Annotated in this window: 20 protein-coding genes; 9 read left to right on the top strand and 11 right to left on the bottom strand. The window is 62.0% G+C overall.

From position 1 onward, the window contains the following. The first annotated feature begins 1 nt into the window (after position 1). Positions 2–295 (top strand): copper-binding protein, encoded by a 294-nt coding sequence (locus tag ACZ9W6_RS03640; protein ID WP_465189720.1) that lies wholly within the window; start codon positions 2–4, stop codon positions 293–295. A gap of 106 nt (positions 296–401) precedes the next feature. Here ACZ9W6_RS03640 and ACZ9W6_RS03635 read toward each other — a convergent pair whose 3' ends face one another. Beyond that, a complete protein-coding gene (locus tag ACZ9W6_RS03635; RefSeq protein WP_465189804.1) occupies positions 402–1,748 on the bottom strand; it encodes a glutamine synthetase family protein in 1,347 nt (448 codons plus the stop codon). Between the two features lie 120 nt (positions 1,749–1,868). After that, positions 1,869–2,501, bottom strand: coding sequence for an LmrA/YxaF family transcription factor (locus ACZ9W6_RS03630; RefSeq protein WP_465189719.1), 633 nt, complete (start codon positions 2,499–2,501; stop codon positions 1,869–1,871). 57 nt (positions 2,502–2,558) lie between these two features. Here ACZ9W6_RS03630 and ACZ9W6_RS03625 point away from each other — a divergent pair, with 57 nt between their 5' ends. After that, positions 2,559–3,440, top strand: a complete 882-nt coding sequence (locus tag ACZ9W6_RS03625; RefSeq protein WP_465189718.1) for an alpha/beta hydrolase family protein — start codon at positions 2,559–2,561, stop codon at positions 3,438–3,440. Here ACZ9W6_RS03625 and ACZ9W6_RS03620 read toward each other — a convergent pair. Further along, the gene (locus ACZ9W6_RS03620; protein WP_465189717.1) at positions 3,437–5,098 is read right to left on the bottom strand and encodes a methyl-accepting chemotaxis protein; all 1,662 of its coding nucleotides are present in this window, start codon (positions 5,096–5,098) and stop codon (positions 3,437–3,439) included. The genes ACZ9W6_RS03625 and ACZ9W6_RS03620 overlap by 4 nt on opposite strands. Positions 5,099–5,181: 83 nt before the next feature. Next, positions 5,182–5,634, bottom strand: a complete 453-nt coding sequence (trxC, locus tag ACZ9W6_RS03615) for a thioredoxin TrxC (RefSeq protein WP_465189716.1) — start codon at positions 5,632–5,634, stop codon at positions 5,182–5,184. A 195-nt stretch (positions 5,635–5,829) separates the two neighbouring features. On the opposite strand from trxC, the gene ACZ9W6_RS03610 reads away from it, so the two are divergent. Further along, complete coding sequence (locus ACZ9W6_RS03610; RefSeq protein ID WP_465189715.1) at positions 5,830–8,349, top strand: family 20 glycosylhydrolase; 2,520 nt, start codon at positions 5,830–5,832, stop codon at positions 8,347–8,349. 622 nt (positions 8,350–8,971) lie between these two features. On the opposite strand, the gene ACZ9W6_RS03605 is transcribed toward ACZ9W6_RS03610, so the two are convergent. The 4 genes from ACZ9W6_RS03605 to ACZ9W6_RS03590 all read right to left on the bottom strand — a co-directional run bounded on the left by ACZ9W6_RS03605 (position 8,972) and on the right by ACZ9W6_RS03590 (position 11,248). After that, positions 8,972–9,322, bottom strand: a complete 351-nt coding sequence (locus ACZ9W6_RS03605) for a DUF4236 domain-containing protein (RefSeq protein WP_465189714.1) — start codon at positions 9,320–9,322, stop codon at positions 8,972–8,974. Between the two features lie 283 nt (positions 9,323–9,605). Next, positions 9,606–10,058, bottom strand: coding sequence for a DUF6998 domain-containing protein (locus ACZ9W6_RS03600; RefSeq protein ID WP_465189713.1), 453 nt, complete (start codon positions 10,056–10,058; stop codon positions 9,606–9,608). Positions 10,059–10,108: 50 nt separating this feature from the next. After that, positions 10,109–10,660 (bottom strand): hypothetical protein, encoded by a 552-nt coding sequence (locus ACZ9W6_RS03595; RefSeq protein WP_465189712.1) that lies wholly within the window; start codon positions 10,658–10,660, stop codon positions 10,109–10,111. 252 nt (positions 10,661–10,912) lie between these two features. Then, the gene (locus tag ACZ9W6_RS03590; protein ID WP_465189711.1) at positions 10,913–11,248 is read right to left on the bottom strand and encodes a DOPA 4,5-dioxygenase family protein; all 336 of its coding nucleotides are present in this window, start codon (positions 11,246–11,248) and stop codon (positions 10,913–10,915) included. On the opposite strand from ACZ9W6_RS03590, the gene ACZ9W6_RS03585 reads away from it, so the two are divergent. Both ACZ9W6_RS03585 and ACZ9W6_RS03580 read left to right on the top strand, forming a co-directional pair. Continuing rightward, on the top strand, positions 11,247–11,417 hold the full coding sequence (locus tag ACZ9W6_RS03585; RefSeq protein WP_465189710.1) for a hypothetical protein: 171 nt from the start codon (positions 11,247–11,249) through the stop codon (positions 11,415–11,417). The genes ACZ9W6_RS03590 and ACZ9W6_RS03585 overlap by 2 nt on opposite strands. Before the next feature lie 90 nt (positions 11,418–11,507). After that, complete coding sequence (locus ACZ9W6_RS03580; RefSeq protein ID WP_465189709.1) at positions 11,508–12,074, top strand: GNAT family N-acetyltransferase; 567 nt, start codon at positions 11,508–11,510, stop codon at positions 12,072–12,074. Between the two features lie 16 nt (positions 12,075–12,090). Here ACZ9W6_RS03580 and ACZ9W6_RS03575 read toward each other — a convergent pair whose 3' ends face one another. Beyond that, positions 12,091–12,312, bottom strand: coding sequence for a hypothetical protein (locus tag ACZ9W6_RS03575; RefSeq protein WP_465189708.1), 222 nt, complete (start codon positions 12,310–12,312; stop codon positions 12,091–12,093). An 18-nt stretch (positions 12,313–12,330) separates the two neighbouring features. Between ACZ9W6_RS03575 and ACZ9W6_RS03570 the strand changes: the two genes are divergently transcribed. Together ACZ9W6_RS03570 and ACZ9W6_RS03565 are read left to right on the top strand one after the other, a co-directional pair. Then, positions 12,331–12,471, top strand: a complete 141-nt coding sequence (locus ACZ9W6_RS03570) for a hypothetical protein (protein ID WP_465189707.1) — start codon at positions 12,331–12,333, stop codon at positions 12,469–12,471. 32 nt (positions 12,472–12,503) lie between these two features. Then, positions 12,504–14,168, top strand: coding sequence for a SulP family inorganic anion transporter (locus tag ACZ9W6_RS03565; RefSeq protein WP_465189706.1), 1,665 nt, complete (start codon positions 12,504–12,506; stop codon positions 14,166–14,168). Between the two features lie 37 nt (positions 14,169–14,205). Here ACZ9W6_RS03565 and ACZ9W6_RS03560 read toward each other — a convergent pair whose 3' ends face one another. Beyond that, complete coding sequence (locus ACZ9W6_RS03560; protein ID WP_465189705.1) at positions 14,206–14,649, bottom strand: N-acetyltransferase family protein; 444 nt, start codon at positions 14,647–14,649, stop codon at positions 14,206–14,208. 170 nt (positions 14,650–14,819) lie between these two features. Here ACZ9W6_RS03560 and ACZ9W6_RS03555 point away from each other — a divergent pair, with 170 nt between their 5' ends. Next, the gene (locus tag ACZ9W6_RS03555; protein ID WP_465189704.1) at positions 14,820–15,446 is read left to right on the top strand and encodes a LysE family translocator; all 627 of its coding nucleotides are present in this window, start codon (positions 14,820–14,822) and stop codon (positions 15,444–15,446) included. 75 nt (positions 15,447–15,521) lie between these two features. On the opposite strand, the gene ACZ9W6_RS03550 is transcribed toward ACZ9W6_RS03555, so the two are convergent. Continuing rightward, complete coding sequence (locus ACZ9W6_RS03550) at positions 15,522–16,028, bottom strand: Lrp/AsnC family transcriptional regulator (protein WP_465189703.1); 507 nt, start codon at positions 16,026–16,028, stop codon at positions 15,522–15,524. A 207-nt stretch (positions 16,029–16,235) separates the two neighbouring features. Between ACZ9W6_RS03550 and ACZ9W6_RS03545 the strand changes: the two genes are divergently transcribed. After that, positions 16,236–17,432: a methionine gamma-lyase gene (locus ACZ9W6_RS03545; RefSeq protein ID WP_465189702.1), complete on the top strand. Its 1,197-nt coding sequence runs from the start codon at positions 16,236–16,238 to the stop codon at positions 17,430–17,432. The last annotated feature ends 37 nt before the right edge of the window (positions 17,433–17,469 follow it).

Below are 17,469 nucleotides of genomic sequence, written 5' to 3'. Positions count from 1 at the left end.
GATGAAAACCGTCAAATCCATCCTGCTGGCGCTGAGCCTGTTGCCGGCGCTGGCCATCGCGCAGGCCCTGCCGCAGACCAAGGGCGAGATCAAGCGCATTGATGTTGCCCAGCAGAAGGTGTCTATCCGTCACGAGCACATCGTCAACCTCGATATGCCGCCGATGACCATGGTGTTCACCACCGCCCAGCCCGGCATGCTGCAGGGCTTCAAGGTTGGCGATCGCGTGCTGTTTACCGTGGCGCAGCAGGGCAGCAAGCTGCAGCTGCAAAGCCTGCAGGCCGACAAGCCTTAAGCGTTTTTTTGATCAAGGTTTTGCCAAGGAATTGGGCAGGGTTGGCCGCAACCCTGTCGTTTTTTTGCGCGTTTTCCGGGCAGTCGCGCTGGCGGCAGGGCGTGGCTCAGGCCAGCAGCGACAGGTATTGTCGCTCCCACGGGGTGATCTGGCGGTGATAGTGATCCAGCTCCAGCGCCTTCACCGCGGCATAAGCCTCGGCAAACTCGCTGCCGCACAGTTCGCGCAGCGCAGTGCCGGCCTGCATGCCCTGCAGCGCGGCATCCAGCGTGGTCGGCAGCGCCGTCGCCGCCTCGTCGCGGAACACATTGCCGCTGACCGCCGCATCCGGCTGCAGGCCTTGACGCAAGCCGAGCAGGCCGGCACCGAGGCTGGCGGCCAGCGCCAGATACGGATTGGCATCGCAGCCGGGCAGGCGGTTTTCGATGCGGCGGTTGGCCGCATTGCCGCGCGGGATGCGCAGGCCGACCGAGCGGTTGTCCTCGCCCCACGACAGGTTGACCGGCGCGGCGAGGTTTTTCACGAAGCGGCGGTAGGAATTCGGGCTCGGGCAAAACAGCGGCATCAGCTCGGGCAGATAGCGCTGCAGGCCGGCGATGAAGTGATGAAAGCGCGCATCCGGCTGGCCATCGTCGCGGCTGAAGGCATTGCGGCCAACCTGGTCGAGCAGGCTCTGGTGCAGATGCATCGAGCTGCCGGGCTGGCCTTCCAGCGGCTTGGCCATGCACACCACCTGCAGGCCGTGGCGCTGGCCGGTCTGTTTCAGCAGGGTCTTGAACAGGAAGGTCTGGTCGGCCAGCTGCAGCGCATCGCCATGCTTGAGATTGATCTCGAACTGGCTGGGGCCCATCTCGTGCACCCAGGTGTCGGTGTGGATGCCCAGCAGCTCGCAGCCGCGATAGACCTCGTCAAAGAAGGCCTCGTGATCGTTCAGCGTGCTGAAGCTGAAGGAGTCAAAACCGCACTCGCGGCGGCCATTGGCCAGGGGCGGCGGCAGGAAGGGCTGGCTGCTGTCGGGGTTGGCCGCAAACAGGTAGAACTCCAGCTCTGGCGCGACAATCGCCCGCAGGCCCAGCGCCTCAAGGCCGGCCAGCACGCGCTTGAGCACGCTGCGCGGTGCTAGCGGGCTGAGTTCGCCGTCGGCGTCGATCTGGTCGCAAATCACCAGCGCGCGCGGCGTGCGCGCCCACGGAATCAGCCGCAGGGTGTCCATATCGGGGCGCAGCACCACGTCCGGATCGCGCTCGCCGTAGTAGCGGTAATCGGGAAAGTCGCCGGTGCAGCTCTGGATGGCGACGGCGCGCGCGATGCGCAATTCCTGGCCGGCGAGAAAGGCCTCGCGCGGCAGGGTCTTGCCACGGGCAAAGCCGGTGATGTCGGCAAACGCCAGTTCGACATCGCGGCAGGCGGCATCACGCAGCCAGTCCTGGGCGGGGGAGTTCGGCAAGGGCATCACGGCAGCATTCCTGTCTCGGTGCGATAGCCTGTTGTGCCTGATCGCCTGCTGCCGGGCAAGTTATTCGTTCCGCAATGCAGTTTTGTGTTTCAAAATCGCCAGTGCGGTACGCCGGTTTCAGTCGGGCAGCAGGCTGGCCAGCCAGGCATCCAGCTCGCTGGCCACCGCATCCAGCGGCGCGCTGCTGCGCTCGGCCCGGCACAGCAGGATGGCGCCTTCTACCGCGGCAATCATCAGCCGCGCAAGGTTGGCCGCACGCGCTGGCGGCAGGCCGGCCGCAGCCAGCGCCTCGGCCAGCAATTGCTGCCAGCGCGCAATCGCCTGCAAGGCGGCAGCCAGCGGCAGCGCCTCGTCGCGTGCCGCGTCTTCATCGGCCACCACCGCCATCACCGGGCAGCCGGCGGCGTAATCGCTGTCGGCCAGCAGCTGTCGCCACAGCGCAAAAAATGCCGCGAGGCCGGCGCGCGGGCCGTTTGCCAGCTGCTTTTGCAGATAGCCGGCAATCTGGCCGGCGCTGAGGCTGACCGCCTCGCTGACCAGCTGCGGCTTGCCGGCCGGAAAATAGTGATAGGTCGAGCCCAGTGGCGCCTGCGCCAGCTTGGCAACTTCGCGCACGCTGGTGGCGTTCAAGCCACGGCGGCGCAGCATCTCGGCGGCGGCCTGTACCAGGCGCTGGCGCGGATCAGTGGTGGTGTCTTGCATATGCAGGGTCTTGCTATAACGACTGTCATAGTCTAGCATCGAATCCATTATAACGACTGTTATAGAGCGGCCAGCAGGCTGCCATCACCACGACGAGAGGCTGTCATGACACTGCAAGAACACGCACCGGGCACGGTGCAGACTTTTACCCTGCCGGCGCGCGACGGCTATCCGCTGACGGCGACACTGTTCAGCACGACCGGCCCCGTGCGCGGCCATATCGTGGTGGCCGGTGCTACCGGCGTGCCGCAGCGCTTTTACCGGCGCTTTGCCGAGTTTGCCCAGGAACGCGGCTATCAGGTGCTGACCCTTGATTACCGCGGCATTGGCTTGTCACGGCCGGCCACGCTCAAGGGCTTTGCCATGGACTACGTCGACTGGGGCCGGCTGGATCTGGCAGCGGCGGTGGACTGGATGGCGAAAGACGGCGTGCCGCTGTATCTGGTAGGGCATTCATTCGGTGGCCACGCGCTGGGCATGCTGCCTAATCATCGTCGCCTCAGCGGCTGCTATGCCTTTGGTGTTGGTGCCGGCTGGCATGGCTGGATGCCGTGGTATGAAAGCCTGCGCGTGCGCTTCATGTGGGCGACGGTGTTGCCGCTGCTGACGCGCTGGAAGGGCTATTCGCCGTGGGCGATGCTGGGCATAGGTGAAGACCTGCCCGATGGCGTGTTCTGGCAATGGCGGCACTGGTGCCGCTACCCGCGCTATTTCTTTGATGACCCGCAGCAGCGCTGGGTGCACGAGGCCTATGCCAGTGTGCGCACGCCGCTGGTGGCCGCCACCTCGCTGGATGATCTGTGGGCGATGCCGCGTTCGCGCGATGCCTTTTTTGACGGCTATTGCAATGCGCCGCAAACCCGCGTCGATCTGGACCCGGCCAAATGCGGCAAGCTTGGCCATATGGGCTATTTCCGCCGCGAGGCCCAGCCCTTGTGGGCGGCAGTGCTGGACTGGTTCGAGGGTGGCTCGCCGCTGCCAGCCTAGAACATCTCCAGATCGCTGGCGTTCTGCCGCACCTTGAAAAACTGCAGATCCTGCACGATGGCCGTGGCGCTGCTGCTCATATGGCCGCTTTGCTCCGACAGGGTGCGGGCGGCATCGGCGGTGTGATTGGCCTGCTCGCTGATGCGGCCCAGCTGCAGCGAGACATCGTGAATCGCCGCCTGCTGCTGCGTCAGCGACTGGTCGATCAGCGCCACGGTGTGGGCAGTGCGGCCGGACTGGGCGGCCAGTTGTTCGATACTGCTGCGGGTGTCGTTCATCAGGCTGATGCTGCGGCCAACCTGCTCGTTGCTGTCGTGTATCGCCTGCGAGATCGCGCTGACCGCCTGCTGGGTGGCGCTGATCTTGCCCGAAATCACCGCGGTGGATTGCGAAGTGCGCTCGGCCAGCTTGCGCACCTCGTCAGCCACCACGGCAAAGCCGCGGCCGCTCTCGCCGGCGCGCGCCGCCTCGATGGCGGCATTCAGCGCCAGCAGATTGGTCTGTTCGGCAATCTCGCTGATGGTGCCGACAATGCCGGCAATTTCCTGCGCGCGCGCGTTCAGCGCATTCACTTCCTGCATGGTCTGTTGCGTCTGGCCGGACACCACGCCCAGCTCGTGCGCCAGATCGCCCATCAGCGCGCTGCCTTGTTCCGCCTGATCGCCGGCATCACGCGCCTCGCTGCTGGCGGTCGAGGCCTGTTGTGCCAGCTCGTGCATGGTGACGCTCAGCTGCTCCATATTGCTGGCGATGCTGGCCACCGCCAGGCTGTTGTGATCGCTGCTTTCGCGCAGCGAGCTGGCCATCTGCTGCAAGCCCTGACAGCTGCTGCCCAGCAGCTGGGTCTGGCCCAGGAGCGCGGTGACGACATCGGTCCAGCGGTGGCGCATCAGCGCCAGCGTATGCATGAGGCTGCCGCTGATCTTGTCGTGCTGATCGATATGAAGATCGAGATTGCCGTTGGATAGCTCGCTGGCCAGATCGCGTGCCTCCTGCACCTCGCCGCCGACGCGCGCCTGCAGCTTGCGGTAAGACCACAGGCTGATAGCTGGCAGGCTAAGCAACAGCACCAGCAGCAATATGCCGAGAATCAGGCCAAAGCGTGCCAGCATCTGGTCGAGCTGGCCTTCTGCCTCGGTGTGCTTGGCCAGCAGTGGCTGGCTGACGCTGGCCAGCTTGTCGAGAAAGGCCGCCGTGCGCGCATCAAAGCCGCTGCCCGGCTGTTTCATGATGGCGTTGCCGGCCTCGCGGCCGTCGCGGATATAGACCTCGGCCATGTCGCGGCCAAGCTGATTAAGGCTGGCGATGTCCTGTTGCAGGACTTGCCAGTCGGTGGCGAGATCGGGGGATAGTTGTTGCAGGGCGTCCAGATGCTGCTTGGCGTCAGCGACGAATTTGTCGGCCTGGGCCACGCCATCACGGTCATGGGTGGCCGCGACATCGGTGAGGAATTGCTGCACCTGGATCGCATCTACCCGAAGCTCGTCAAGCAGGGCCGTCTCATGCCGCAAGCGGTCGGCTAGCTCGTTCTGGCTTCGCAGCTGCAGGTAGGTAAAACCGCCATACAAGGCCAGCGCGATGATGATGGCCAGCGTCAGCAGATTGGTTTGCAGATAAAACAGCCGCAGGCTGAATTTGTCTTGTTGTGCTGGGCTCATGACTTTCCCCTGTCGTCGACGGCGGCAGTTTGTGAAGGCTGCCAGCGAAGTATAAGACGCAGGGGAAAGATCTACCGGCGCATTCAGCCGCGCTGTGCGGCCAACTGCTGCATCAGCCAGCGCTGGATGCTGGCGGTGTCCATCGCGCCGGCCTGGCGCGCAACTTCACGGCCCTGCACAAACAGGATCAGCGTCGGGATGCTGCGAATGCCAAAGCGCTGGCCCAGCGTGGTTTCGCTTTGGGTGTCGACCTTGGCAAAGCGCACCTGTGGCATGGCGGCGGCGGCCTGGGCAAAGGCTGGCCCCATGATCTGACAGGGGCCGCACCACGGCGCCCAGAAATCCACCAGCACCGGCACATCATTGCGCGAGATATGGCGCTCGGCATTATCCACCGTCAGCTCGACGGCCTTGCCGTGCAGCAGCGGCTGATGGCACTGGCCGCAATTGGGGGCATCGTTCAGGCGGCTGGCCGGCACGCGGTTGATGGCATTGCAGTGCGGGCAAACCAGGTGCAGGGCGTCTGGCTGGGTCATGGTGAGGCTCCTTGAGGTGACAGGAGCAATATCGGTTCGCTGCCGCTGGCTTTCAAGCGGCCGGCGCTGTCAGCTTGCTGCAACAGCGCGACAAAATTGGCATGAAAGTGGTATTGAATTCGGGCATCATGCCCCGAGTCGCGGCGACCGTGCGTGCCGCCGGCAACACACACTCAGAGAGAAAAAGGGGAGTTCATGAAACTGCCAGCGGGAAGCCAGCTAGCCGTGCACTGGGCATGTCTGGGCAACGGCCATCAGGGCGACAATTATCTGGCCGAGCTGACGCTTGCCAACTACGCGGCCCATGCGCTGCCGGCCAGCGGCTGGGCGCTGTATTTCAATACCTGCCGCAAGCTCAAGCCGGAGACCATCGCAGGCAATGTGCGGGTGGAGCAAGTCAACGGCGACCTGTGGCGGCTAAGCCCGCTGCCGGGCTTTGCGCCGATTGCACCGGGCGAAGCGCGCCGCTTTGCCTACGAAGGCCTGTTCTGGACCATCGCCCGCACCGATGCGCCGCTGGGCTTTTACATCGTCTACGACGACGGCACGCCCGAGGCGCGCGCCGAGGTGATAGGCGACCCGCAGATTGCGCCATTCGACAGCGCCGCCAAGCGCCATCGCAAGGCCGGCGATGCCGTGCCGCTAAGCACCGCCGAAACCACTTTTGACGACAATGCCGGCCTGTCGCTGCTGCCGGCCGACAGCCTGTGCCCGCTGCTGCCGATACCACTTTCCTACCAGTTGCTGGCTGGCGAATTCATCATCGACGCCGCCACGCAGATCGTGCACGACGACGCGCTGGCCAGCGAAGCGGCCTTGCTGCAAAGCGCGCTGCACGATGTCAGCGGCCACAGCCTGCAGCGTGCCGCCTTCTGTCCGGCCGGCCGTCAGGCGATTCATCTGGCGCTGGGCGAGGTGGCTATCCGCGACACGCTGTCGCCGCAAGAAGCCTACCGCCTGAGCGTGACGCCGGACGCGGTGCGCATTACCGGTGCCAGTGCCGCGGCGGTGTTCCTCGCCATCCAGAGCCTGCGCCAGCTATTGCCGGTAGCCGCTTTCCTAAACCCGCAGTCGCGCCTCAGGCTGGCCGCCTGCGAGATCAGCGACGCGCCGCGCTTTGCCTATCGCGGCCTGATGCTGGACGTTGGCCGCCACTTTTCCGGCAAGGACACCGTGCTGCGCCTGATCGAATGCATGGCGCTGTACAAGCTCAATCGTCTGCACCTGCATCTGTCCGAAGACGAAGGCTGGCGACTCGAAATCCCCGCGCTGCCGGAGCTGACCGAAATCGGCAGCCGTCGCGGCTTCAGCATCAGCGAAGACCGCCTGCTGCCTAGCTTCGGCTCTGGCGCGGCCGACGAGCTGGGCACCGGCGGCGGCTATTACAGTCGCGCCGACTTCATCGAGATCTTGCGCTATGCCACCGCGCGCCATATCGAGGTGATCCCCGAAATCAACACGCCGGGCCACGCCCGTGCCGCCATCGTGGCGATGAAGGCGCGTCATGCGCGGCTGCTGGCCGAAGGCAAGGTGGCCGAGGCCGAGGAATACCTGCTCAGCGATCTGGCCGATGCCTCGCAGTACGAATCGGTGCAGCTGTGGCACGACAATGTGATCTGCATCGCGCGCGAATCCTACTACCGCTTTGTCGACACGGTGCTGCGCGAAATCCGCGCCATGTACGACGAAGCCGGCGCGCCGCTGACCACCCTGCACACCGGCGGCGACGAAGTACCGGCCGGCGCGTGGGAAGGCTCGCCACAGGCGCAGGCCTTCATGCGCGAACACGGCATGGCGACGATTCAGGATTTGCAGAACTACGCACTGGCGCGGCTGCGCGACATCCTCAAGCGCCATGGCCTGGTGTTTGCCGGCTGGGAAGAAATCGCGCTGGAGAAAGTCACCGTTGATGGCGTCAGCCACCACGGCCCGAACCCGGCCTTCGTCAACGCCGGCCTGCAGCCCTATGTCTGGAACAATGTCTGGGGCTGGGGGCAGGAAGACTTTGCCTACCAGCTGGCCAATGCCGGTTACAAGACCGTGCTCGCCAACGTCACCAACCTCTACTTCGACCTCGCCTACAGCAAGGACCCGGACGAGCCAGGCTACTACTGGGGCGGCTTCATCGAGACACGGCTGGCCTACGAATTCTGCCCGCTGGATATCTATACCACCGCCACCGTCGACCTGTGGGGCCAGCCGCTGGACAAGGACAAGTTGGCCGCAAAGGCACGGCTGACGCCCGAGGGTGTGAACAACATCATCGGCCTGCAGGGCGAATTGTGGGCGGAAAACATCCGCAACCGCGAACGGCTGGAATACCTCGCCATGCCACGGCTGACGGCGCTGGCCGAACGCGCGTGGGCGCGCGACCCGGGCTGGACGCAGATTGCCGACGTCACTGCGCGCCAGACGCGCATGGACGCCGACTGGAACCAGTTTGCCAACCGCCTTGGCCAGCGCGAGCTGCCACGGCTGGACGGCCTGCTAGGCGGCTACGGCTACCGCATCCCGCTGCCGGGCGTGAAGCGCATCGACGGCGTGTGGCACGCCAACCTGTCCACCCCGGGCCTGGCGATCCGCTACAGCACCGACGGCTTCGAGCCCACCCCGGCCTCGCCCCTGTACAGCAGCCCGCTGCGTCTGGACGGCCCGGTGCAGTTTGCCGCCTTCAGCAGCAGCAACCGCCGCAGCCGCGTGGTCAGCGTGGGCTGAATGTCCTGAGCGGATAGCAGCAAGCAAAAAGGTTGGCCGCAAGTGTTGCGGCCAACCTTTTTCATTTGCGGCGCATGTGGCAGGTCAGTAGGGTACGTCGCCCCTGCGGGGTGACAGCACGCTACGCTTATCAATTGACCGCCTTGCGGCCTTAAGCTTTATTTCTGTAAATAAACTTGCAAATCAATATCAGAAGAAATGCTGGCACAACTATCAGGATATAGACTAGGTAAAATTTATTATTGGTTTCTATATCATTTGCCAGAGAAAACAAGCCGTAAAAACCAAGCGAACTCTTGAATGATATTTTTATAGAATCAATAAATCCTAGTTTTGATATTTCTACAAAAGATTCTTTCCACGTATGTTTCTTGTCTGAATTCACCGTGCTCTCCAGATTTTATCAAGTGGTGTTTTTTATCTCATGAATGTAACTTAGGTTTTTTGAATCAGGTAGAACGGGGCGAGTTGGCCACAAGGCCAAGTTCGAGTGGATTCAGGTAGGGCGGGTTAGCCGCAAGGCTATACCCGCGCGATGTTGGTGATGTGGTGGTGCGGGTATCGCCAATGGCGAACCCGCCCTAAAGGGCTGCGCAAGCCATAACCGCACCAGCGCATGGACTTACTTCCTGAATCCAACAATTGCAACCACCCCTAAAATACTCAGCAAGCCAAATGGAACCCAAATAAAGGGTTTGCTAATTAGTAGCCCTAAAAGAAACAGAAACAAGAAACAAAAAGTACAAAATATATATTCGCCCTTAGAGTAAATTTTTTGTGGTTGTGGGTGGCTTTTTATAGTGCTTGTATAAGAAATCCCCGTCCCAGGAATGCCAATGGTTGTCCGCATACCTCTTTTGCTGAAGTTTACAGTTGCACCTTTTCCACCTACGGAAAGACTGGTTCCTGTTTTCCCAATGTTTACGCGCACTCCCGGGGCTATTTTTAAGCTTTTTCTGACTCGGAATCCCATTCGGCTCTCCTAGATTTATTTCCGCCCGACTCGGACTGTAAGGTGGACCTGTTCAGGTGTCTATTTCTTTGGTTGGTTTGTATTTATTTGCATGATATTGGGATTTCGTGTTGACTGGCAATGCTCTGGCGTGAGGTGAGTCAGGTAGGGCGGGTTAGCCGGAAGGCTATACCCGTGTGATGTTGGTGATGTGGTGATGCGGGTATCGCCAATGGCGAACCCGCCCTACAGGGCTACAGGGTTACAAGGCTGCGAACGAAGTGGTCGATAGATGAGCGCATTGTTAGATGGCAACACGCTGGATTCGCTCCTGCTCCGGGATACGCGAATTTAAAGCCTCTAACTTTTTGAGACTGATCTGAAATTGGCCGTTGCTGGGGAGTTTTTTTCCTGCGAACTGATCCCATACCAATTTGCCAGGGCCATTATAAATTTCGGCGAAGCTACCATCTCTGTTGATTTTGAGGACTAGAGCATGCTGAGGGCAGGATCTGAATGCGACGGTTGAACCTTGTGTTGCTTTTATTTCAATTTGCTTTCCGTCTTTAAGTGCGTCGTGCCCTTTTGTCGATGCAGTGAGCAGGTGAAGGCCGTAATAGTGTGCGGCTAACGCTTCACCTATGCTGCCGACCATATGCCCGTCGGGCGTGAAATGTCGTCCCTCAAACATTTCTTCTAGCTCAGACACCAAGCCATAGATTTGTTTGATGATTTCAGGGAAGCGCTCTAAGTCCATATTGTCTTCTAACGAGGAGGTGAGTCAGTTAGGGCGGGTTGACCGCAGGACTATGCCTGCGTGATGTTGGTAGTGTGGGTATCGCCAAGTGCAATAAAGTGTGCATTGAAGCCGGCAGCGTAGTACTTCTCGAAGGCACTTTTGAAGTCGGCTCGTGCTTCAGAAGAAATTGAAGCACGCTGATTGAGCATTGGGTTAAAGCGAGACACGGCTTCATTTTCTGCTACCGTGATTTCTCCGGCGGGAAGGGCTCGAAAGTAAAGACGGAACGTTGCATGCGTGTCCCTTTTTTGTACCTCATGCTGGAATACCTGAAGTTTGTAGTCATTGGGCGAATGGGCTTGAAATTCTCGTCGATACTCTTTGATTCGCCGACGAAATGATTTCGTCTTCCCTACATAGACAACATGTTCCGAAGCTGGCGTGTTTTCTGTAAGAACTGACCAAAGATAAACGCCGGGGAGATCCCAATGACTACCGTCAGCGATACCAATGTCAGTCTGACTCGGGGTAATCAAACTGGCGTTTTTGCATACAAGTTCAAACTGTGTAAGTAACTCGTGGCTATTGGCATTTAGTAGAGAATTAGAACTGGCAAACACTGTGCATTCCAATGCCCAAGGTGTAATGGACGTCGTGTTCAGCGGTCTATTACGTTGGTTGATGTAAGTTGCGCGACATAATATTTCGATAGATTGTCGGCAGGCAAGGCTAAGGGATGTGTGATGCCGGATACGGCACAAAGGGTCGGGGCTGCGTAGCGGTATTTAGCCGGTTTCGCGTGGTGTAAAGGTTGGCCGCAAGCCTTGCGGCCAACCTTTTTTATTGCTGCTGTCGTGCGGCAGGTGGGGGATTCAGCCGCGGCTCAGGGTGTCGATTTTCAGTGGCAGCGGCTCGCCCAGCCAGCGGGCGGCGGTGGTGTGGCCGGCGACTTCGTCGGCAAGCTCCGGGTGCAGCAGCACCGGCAGTTCGCCGCGGTGGGCTTCGAGTAGTTGGGTTACTGCCGGCAGCAGGGCTTCGGCGAAGTCGATCTCGAACATCGGCCGGGTGTGCGGCCCGACTTCGCGTTCGATCAGGCGGCCCAGCCAGCAGCCTTCGGGCAGGCGGCTGGCCAGCAGGGCGTGCAGCTCGGCGGCGAAGGCGGTTTGCGCGGGCAAGAAGTAGATATGCGCGTGGTAGATCAGCGACATGGCCAATACCTTCAGAAAAAGCAAATTGTACTGGCAGATGCCATCTGGTGGCAGCTTTGTGCTGTCAAATCCGCAAAGTGGGCAATCTGCTGTGCCTGGTCGGGCTGGCTGGCAGCTTTATTGCCGTGGCTGGCGGTTTGGTAATCTGCCGGATTTTAGTGATACTTAAATTTGATCGCAGGTATCGAATAATCAGGGCGGCACGGCGCTGCGCCGGCAAGGCGTGGTTGGCCGCAGCACCCAAGCGGAGACAAGCAAGATGGCATTGGCAGAATTTGACACCCTCCTGACGGAAAGAACGGTTGTGCGCGCGGTGCGGCATGGCGATTTGCCGGCGCTGCTGGAGATCAACGGCGATGACGAGACTACCCGTTTTCTGCCCTACGCCAGCTGGCAGGGCATGGCGGATGCCGAGGCGTGGTTTGCGCGCATCCAGGGTTTTGTCGAGCAGGGGCATACGCGCCAGCTGGTGGTGGCGCGGCGCGAGGATGATCGGGTAATCGGCGCAATCGTGCTGTTCCGTTTTGACGAAGACAGCGCACGGCTGGAGCTGGGTTATGTGTTTGGCCGCCAGTATCAGGGCCACGGTTATGCGCACGAGGCGGTGGCGGCGACGCTGGCTCAGGCTTTTGGCGCGATGGCGATTCGCCGTATCGAGGCCGAGGTGAATCCGGCCAATCTGCCGTCTTGCGCGCTGGTCGAGCGGCTGGGCTTCCGGCTGGAGGGCACTTTGCGCCAGCGCTGGTGCGGTAAGGGTTCGTGCTACGACACGCGGATTTACGGCCTGCTGGCCAGCGAGTTTGCCCACCGCCCGGCACAGGGCTGAGCGGCGGCAGCCGGCATCAAGGCGCGGGTGTTGTGGCCGGCGCGCTCTTGTCGACAACAACGGGCGCCGGCGGAATCAGCGCCATGGCCGAGCCTTCGCGCCACGGCTCCGGCCCCTTGTAGGCGGGGTAGAACAGCTTGCTGACAGGGGTAGGGGCTTTTTCGGGGGCGGGCGGGCTGTCGGCAAGGGCGGCAAGGCTGCTGCCAGCCAGCAGGGCGGCACAAATCAGTCGCAACATGGTGGGTTCTCCCGGTGAATGGCAAAGGCTGGTGCTGCGCCATTGCTGTTGAACAAGCAAGCCGTCAGCCTGAACGAGATCGTCACAACCGTGGCAAAAATGATGTTGCCAGATGTGTATGGCATGGCTGGCCTTGAGCTTGACGTCATTCTTTATTAGCCTGAAAACTCCCTCTTGCCAGAAAGTTTGCCATGGCCAGCCTGACGTTTCGCCCGGTGTTGCTTGCCTGTCTGCCCCTGCTGGACAAACAGCTGTTGCGGCAGGAGGCGCTGGCCGGGCTGACCGTCGGCATTGTCGCCTTGCCGCTGGCGATGGCCTTTGCGATGGCCAGTGGTGTCAGCCCGCAGGCCGGCATCTTTACCGCGGTGGTGGCCGGCCTGTTGGCCGCACTGCTGGGCGGCAGCAAGACAGCCGTCACCGGCCCGACCGGGGCCTTCATCGTCATCATCTACGGCATCGTGCTGAAATACGGCGTGGCCAACTTGCTGGTGTGCACCTTCATGGCCGGGGTGATGCTGGTGCTGATGGGCATGCTGCGGCTGGGGCAGGTGATCCGCTTTTTTCCGATGCCGCTGATTACCGGCTTTACCAACGGCATTGCGGTGCTGATCTTGCTGACCCAGCTGAAAGACTTCTTCGGCCTGCCCGTCGATCGCATGCCCAGCGGCTTTTTCGCGGTGATTGACACCCTGCAGCGCAGCTTGCCGTCTTTTGATTGGCCAACCTTGCTGCTGGCATCGGCCAGCCTGTTGCTGATCCTGCTGTGGCCGGCGCGCTGGAACCGTCTGCTGCCGGCCCCTTTTGTCGCCTTGCTGCTGGCCACTTTGCTGGTGACCTTGTTTGCGTTGCCGGTGGCCACCATAGGCAGCCGCTTTGGCGGCATCCCGCTGGGCTTGCCCGAGGTGCGCGGCCTGGCTTTCGACCCGGCCCACCTGTCTGACTTGCTGGCTCCGGCCTTCACCATTGCCTTGCTGGGGGCGATTGAATCCTTGCTGTGCGCGGTGGTGGCCGACAGCATGACCGGCGAGCGCCACGATGCGAATCAGGAGCTGATTGCCCAGGGAATTGCCAATATGGTGGTGCCGTTTTTCGGCGGCATTCCGGCCACCGGCGCGATTGCCCGCACCGCCACCAATATCCGCAATGGCGGCCGCACGCCGCTGTCGGCCATTGTGCATGCGCTGTTTTTGCTGCTGGTGATTCTGGTGGCGGCACCGCTGGCGGCGTACATCCCGCTGGCGGTACTGGCCGCCATCCTGATTGCGGTGGCAATCAAGATGGGCGACTGGGACATCCGCAAGATGGCGCATTACCCGCGCCAGGACACGCTGGTGCTGGTGGTGACGCTGCTGCTGACCGTGGTGTTCGATCTGACCGTGGCGGTGCAGATCGGCTTGCTGATGGCGGCGGTGTTTTTCATCCGCCGCATGGCGGCCGGCACGCGGGTGCAGGAATTGCACGCCGACCATCACCAGCTGTACCAGCGCCACTCGCTGGCTGGCAAACAGGTGCCGGATGGTTGCGCCGCCTTCCGTCTCGAGGGCGCGCTGTTTTTCGGCGCGGCCGACCGTGTCGAGCTGTTGGCGCAGCAAACCGGCGCGCGCGTCATCATCCTGCAGTTGCACCGCATGGTGATGCTGGACACCACCGGCCTGCTGGCGCTGTCGGCCTTGCAACAGCATCTGGCGACGCAGGGGCGGGTGCTGATCTTGTGCGGGGCCGAGGGCGAAAGCCGGCAGATGCTGCACAAGGCCGGCCTGGCCGAACAGCTGGGCGCGGGCAATCTGCAGCCTGATCTGCAGGACGCGCTGGTGCAGGCCGAAAGGCTGCTGCAACAGGGCGTGGTCTGGGCCTGAGCCTTGCGGCCAACGTTCAGGGTTGGCCGCAAGCGCTTCAGCTGGCGTGGCGTTCGAAGTTAAAGCCCGGCCGGTTCTTGCGAAAGCCTTGCGCCTCGTAAAAACGGTGGGCGTCTTCGCGATGCGCACCGCTGCCCAGCCGCACACGGGCAAAACCCTGCGCGTGCACCCAGCTGGCCGCGGCCTCCAGCAAGGCCTTGCCGATACCCTGGCGCTGCGCCTTGGCCTGCACCACCAGCGCGAGGATTTCGCCATAACCGTCGCTGGCCAGATACGGCGTCAGCGTGGCATGGCAAAAACCGGCGATCCGGCCATCCCGCTCGGCCACCAGCAAGAGATCATCCGGCCGGCTGGCGGCAAAGCGGCGGGCAATCTCGGCGGGGCTGGCCTGATAGCCAAGATCGGGCATGAGATGGCTGACGGCAGTGGCGTCTGCGGCCTGCATCGGGCGCAGGGTCAGGCTGGCAAGGGTGGCTGGCATGGCGGGTCTTTTGTCGGTGTGCGGGGCGAGATAGTGGCAGATTGTGCCATTGTCTGTCGTCAGCTGGCCTGCTTGCCGCTATTTATCGCGCTTCGTCTTGTATTGGCTGGCGATGCCATCAGAATGAATGATGCCGTGCAATCGGCCACCCGCTCATTGAAAGGATGCCCATGTTCCCGTTTGAAATCTGGCTGGCGTATACCGCGGCCTGTCTGCTACTGGTGCTCTCGCCCGGCCCCGATAATCTGCTGGCGATCGGCCGTGGCCTGAGTCAGGGCTGGCAGGCGGCGCTGGTGTCCGGCCTGTCGTCCGGTGGCGGCATCCTGTTTCATGTCGCGGCGGCCACCTTCGGCCTGACTTTGCTGTTGCAAACCTCGGCGCTGGCCTTTCTGGTGGTGAAGGGCATCGGTGCGGCTTATCTCTTGTGGCTGGGCTACAAGGTGCTGCGCTCGCGCAATCTGGTCAGCTTCACGCCGGCGGCGCGCCAGCCGCTGCGCAGCATCTTCGCGACCGGTTTTTTGTCGGCGGCGTTGAATCCCAAGCCCGGCCTGTTCGTACTGGCCTTCCTGCCGCAGTTTGTCAGCCCGGCGCGCGGGGATGTCACCAGCCAGATGCTGGTGTACGGCGCGTGGTTTGCGCTGCTGACCGCGGCCGGCTTTGCGCTGATGGGCATCTTTGCCGCCCGCTTGTCCGGCTGGCTGCAGGCGCGGCCGCGCGTGGTCAATGGCCTGAATATCGGTGCCGGCGTGGCCTTTATTGCCTCCGGCCTGTCGGTGGCGGCCATGCGCCAGCGTTAAGCGTTTTTCGTATCTGATAAAGCCGCCGGCAGTGCCGTGCGGCTTTTTTCATGCTGATGAAACCTGGCCGCAGGCTCAGCGCAGGCTGCTGCGGGTGCTGTCGGGCAGTGGCAGGTGATTGACTGCTTTGATTTCGCGCAGCGCGAGGCTGGAGCGGATCGCCGTCACCCCGGGCAGCTTGCGCAGCACTTCGGAGACAAACTGGCCGTAGGCTTCCAGATCGCTGGCCACGACTTGCAGCATGTAGTCAGCCTCGCCGCTGACATTGTGGCAGCTGAGGATTTCGGGAATCGCCTGGATGCGCTGCTCGAACTGGTCGAGCTGGCCATCGGTATGACTGGCAAACGATAGCTGCACATAGGCCATCACCTTGTAGCCCAGCTTGCGCCGGCTGAGGTTGGCCTGATAGCCGGCGATATAGCCTTCGCTCTCCAGCCGTTTCAGCCGTCGCCAGCACGGGGTTTCGCTCAGTGCCAGTTTTTCGGCCAGCCTGGCATTGCTCAGGCGGCCGTCTTGCTGCAGATGTTGCAGGATGGACAGGTCGATATTGTCGAGCTGCTCGCCTGGAGGAGTCTTTTCCATTTTGGCCTCTGACGGAAAAAGTCTGCTATCAGCATGTTTTTATGCGATGAAAATGGCAAGAATTTTTCCGCTTTGCTGCAGGAAACTATGTGTAGCCGTGGTGCTGGTGCAGCTTGCCCGCCACGACCGGGGCGCGCAGACCGGACACAGAACCGGCTGCCGCATCTGGCCCGCAAGGCCCGCCAACACCTAGAAGAGACAACACAAATGCAGACCAAAGCCGGACAGGGTTTTGCCACCCTCGCGATTCATCATGGTTACGACCCTTTGCAGCACGAGGGTTCGCTGACGCCGCCGATCTACCAGACGGCCACTTTCACCTTTGCCGATGTCGAGACCGGTGCCGCGCGCTTTGCCGGTGAAGATCCCGGCTATTTCTACACCCGCATTGCCAACCCGACGCTCAATCTGCTGGAAACCCGCATGGCAGCGCTCGAGGGCGGCGCCGCGGCGATTGCTTTCGGCTCCGGCATGGGCGCGGTGACCAGCACGCTGTGGACCTTGCTGCGTCCCGGCGACGAAATCATTGCCGACCGCACGCTGTATGGCTGCACCTTTGCCTTCATGCAGCATGGGCTGAAGGAATTCGGCATCAAGGTCACCACTGTCGACATGGCGCTGCCCGGCGAGCTGGAAAAAGCCGTCACCGCCGCCACCCGCGTGGTGTATTGCGAGTCGCCGGCCAACCCGAATATGAGGCTGGTCGATCTGGCGCAGGCGGCGCAAGTCTGTCGCCGCCACGGGGCGAAGTTGGTGGTGGACAACACCTATTGCACGCCGTATCTGCAGCAGCCGCTGGCGCTGGGTGCCGATGTGGTGCTGCATTCGGCCACCAAATACATCAACGGCCATGGCGATGTCACTGCCGGCATCGTGGTGTGCGCCGATGCGGCGCTGGCGCAGGAAATCCGCCTGAAGGGCCTGAAGGACATGACCGGCGCGGTGATGTCGCCGAACGATGCCAGCCTGATCCTGCGCGGCCTGAAAACGCTGGAGCTGCGCATGGAACGCCATTGCGACAACGCCGAGGCCGTTGCCGCGATGTTGCAGGCGCACCCGGCGGTCGAGGTTGTACATTTCCCTGGTCTGGCGTCCTTCCCGCAACACGAACTGGCCCGCCAGCAGATGAAGCGTTTTGGCGGCATGCTGGCATTCGAACTCAAGGGCGGGCAGGAAGCCGGCCGCCGCTTCCTGAACGCGCTGCAGCTGGTGCACCGCGCTGTCAGCCTCGGCGATGCCGAAAGCCTGGCACAGCATCCGGCCAGCATGACCCATGCGACGTACACCCCGGAAGAACGCGCCGCAGCCGGCATTGCCGAAGGGCTGGTGCGTTTCTCTGCCGGCCTCGAAAGCCAGGCTGACATCCTGGCCGACATCCGTCAGGCGCTGGCACAGGCGATGTGATCGTGTCGTCCGGCAGCCGGCGCTGCCGGGTTGGGGC

Source organism: Vogesella lacus (genome assembly GCF_979366295.1).
This window is presented reverse-complemented; position numbering and strand designations above follow the sequence as displayed.

Excerpts from the sequence above, each read along its gene's own strand:
- ACZ9W6_RS03640 (WP_465189720.1), top strand. The coding sequence starts at position 2 with ATGAAAACCGTCAAATCCATCCTGCTGGCGCTGAGCCTGTTGCCGGCG.
- ACZ9W6_RS03635 (WP_465189804.1), bottom strand. The coding sequence starts at position 1,748 with ATGCCCTTGCCGAACTCCCCCGCCCAGGACTGGCTGCGTGATGCCGCC.
- ACZ9W6_RS03630 (WP_465189719.1), bottom strand. The coding sequence starts at position 2,501 with ATGGATTCGATGCTAGACTATGACAGTCGTTATAGCAAGACCCTGCAT.
- ACZ9W6_RS03625 (WP_465189718.1), top strand. The coding sequence starts at position 2,559 with ATGACACTGCAAGAACACGCACCGGGCACGGTGCAGACTTTTACCCTG.
- ACZ9W6_RS03620 (WP_465189717.1), bottom strand. The coding sequence starts at position 5,098 with ATGAGCCCAGCACAACAAGACAAATTCAGCCTGCGGCTGTTTTATCTG.
- trxC (WP_465189716.1), bottom strand. The coding sequence starts at position 5,634 with ATGACCCAGCCAGACGCCCTGCACCTGGTTTGCCCGCACTGCAATGCC.
- ACZ9W6_RS03610 (WP_465189715.1), top strand. The coding sequence starts at position 5,830 with ATGAAACTGCCAGCGGGAAGCCAGCTAGCCGTGCACTGGGCATGTCTG.
- ACZ9W6_RS03605 (WP_465189714.1), bottom strand. The coding sequence starts at position 9,322 with ATGGGATTCCGAGTCAGAAAAAGCTTAAAAATAGCCCCGGGAGTGCGC.
- ACZ9W6_RS03600 (WP_465189713.1), bottom strand. The coding sequence starts at position 10,058 with ATGGACTTAGAGCGCTTCCCTGAAATCATCAAACAAATCTATGGCTTG.
- ACZ9W6_RS03585 (WP_465189710.1), top strand. The coding sequence starts at position 11,247 with ATGGCCAATACCTTCAGAAAAAGCAAATTGTACTGGCAGATGCCATCT.
- ACZ9W6_RS03590 (WP_465189711.1), bottom strand. The coding sequence starts at position 11,248 with ATGTCGCTGATCTACCACGCGCATATCTACTTCTTGCCCGCGCAAACC.
- ACZ9W6_RS03580 (WP_465189709.1), top strand. The coding sequence starts at position 11,508 with ATGGCATTGGCAGAATTTGACACCCTCCTGACGGAAAGAACGGTTGTG.
- ACZ9W6_RS03575 (WP_465189708.1), bottom strand. The coding sequence starts at position 12,312 with ATGTTGCGACTGATTTGTGCCGCCCTGCTGGCTGGCAGCAGCCTTGCC.
- ACZ9W6_RS03570 (WP_465189707.1), top strand. The coding sequence starts at position 12,331 with ATGGCAAAGGCTGGTGCTGCGCCATTGCTGTTGAACAAGCAAGCCGTC.
- ACZ9W6_RS03565 (WP_465189706.1), top strand. The coding sequence starts at position 12,504 with ATGGCCAGCCTGACGTTTCGCCCGGTGTTGCTTGCCTGTCTGCCCCTG.
- ACZ9W6_RS03560 (WP_465189705.1), bottom strand. The coding sequence starts at position 14,649 with ATGCCAGCCACCCTTGCCAGCCTGACCCTGCGCCCGATGCAGGCCGCA.
- ACZ9W6_RS03555 (WP_465189704.1), top strand. The coding sequence starts at position 14,820 with ATGTTCCCGTTTGAAATCTGGCTGGCGTATACCGCGGCCTGTCTGCTA.
- ACZ9W6_RS03550 (WP_465189703.1), bottom strand. The coding sequence starts at position 16,028 with ATGGAAAAGACTCCTCCAGGCGAGCAGCTCGACAATATCGACCTGTCC.
- ACZ9W6_RS03545 (WP_465189702.1), top strand. The coding sequence starts at position 16,236 with ATGCAGACCAAAGCCGGACAGGGTTTTGCCACCCTCGCGATTCATCAT.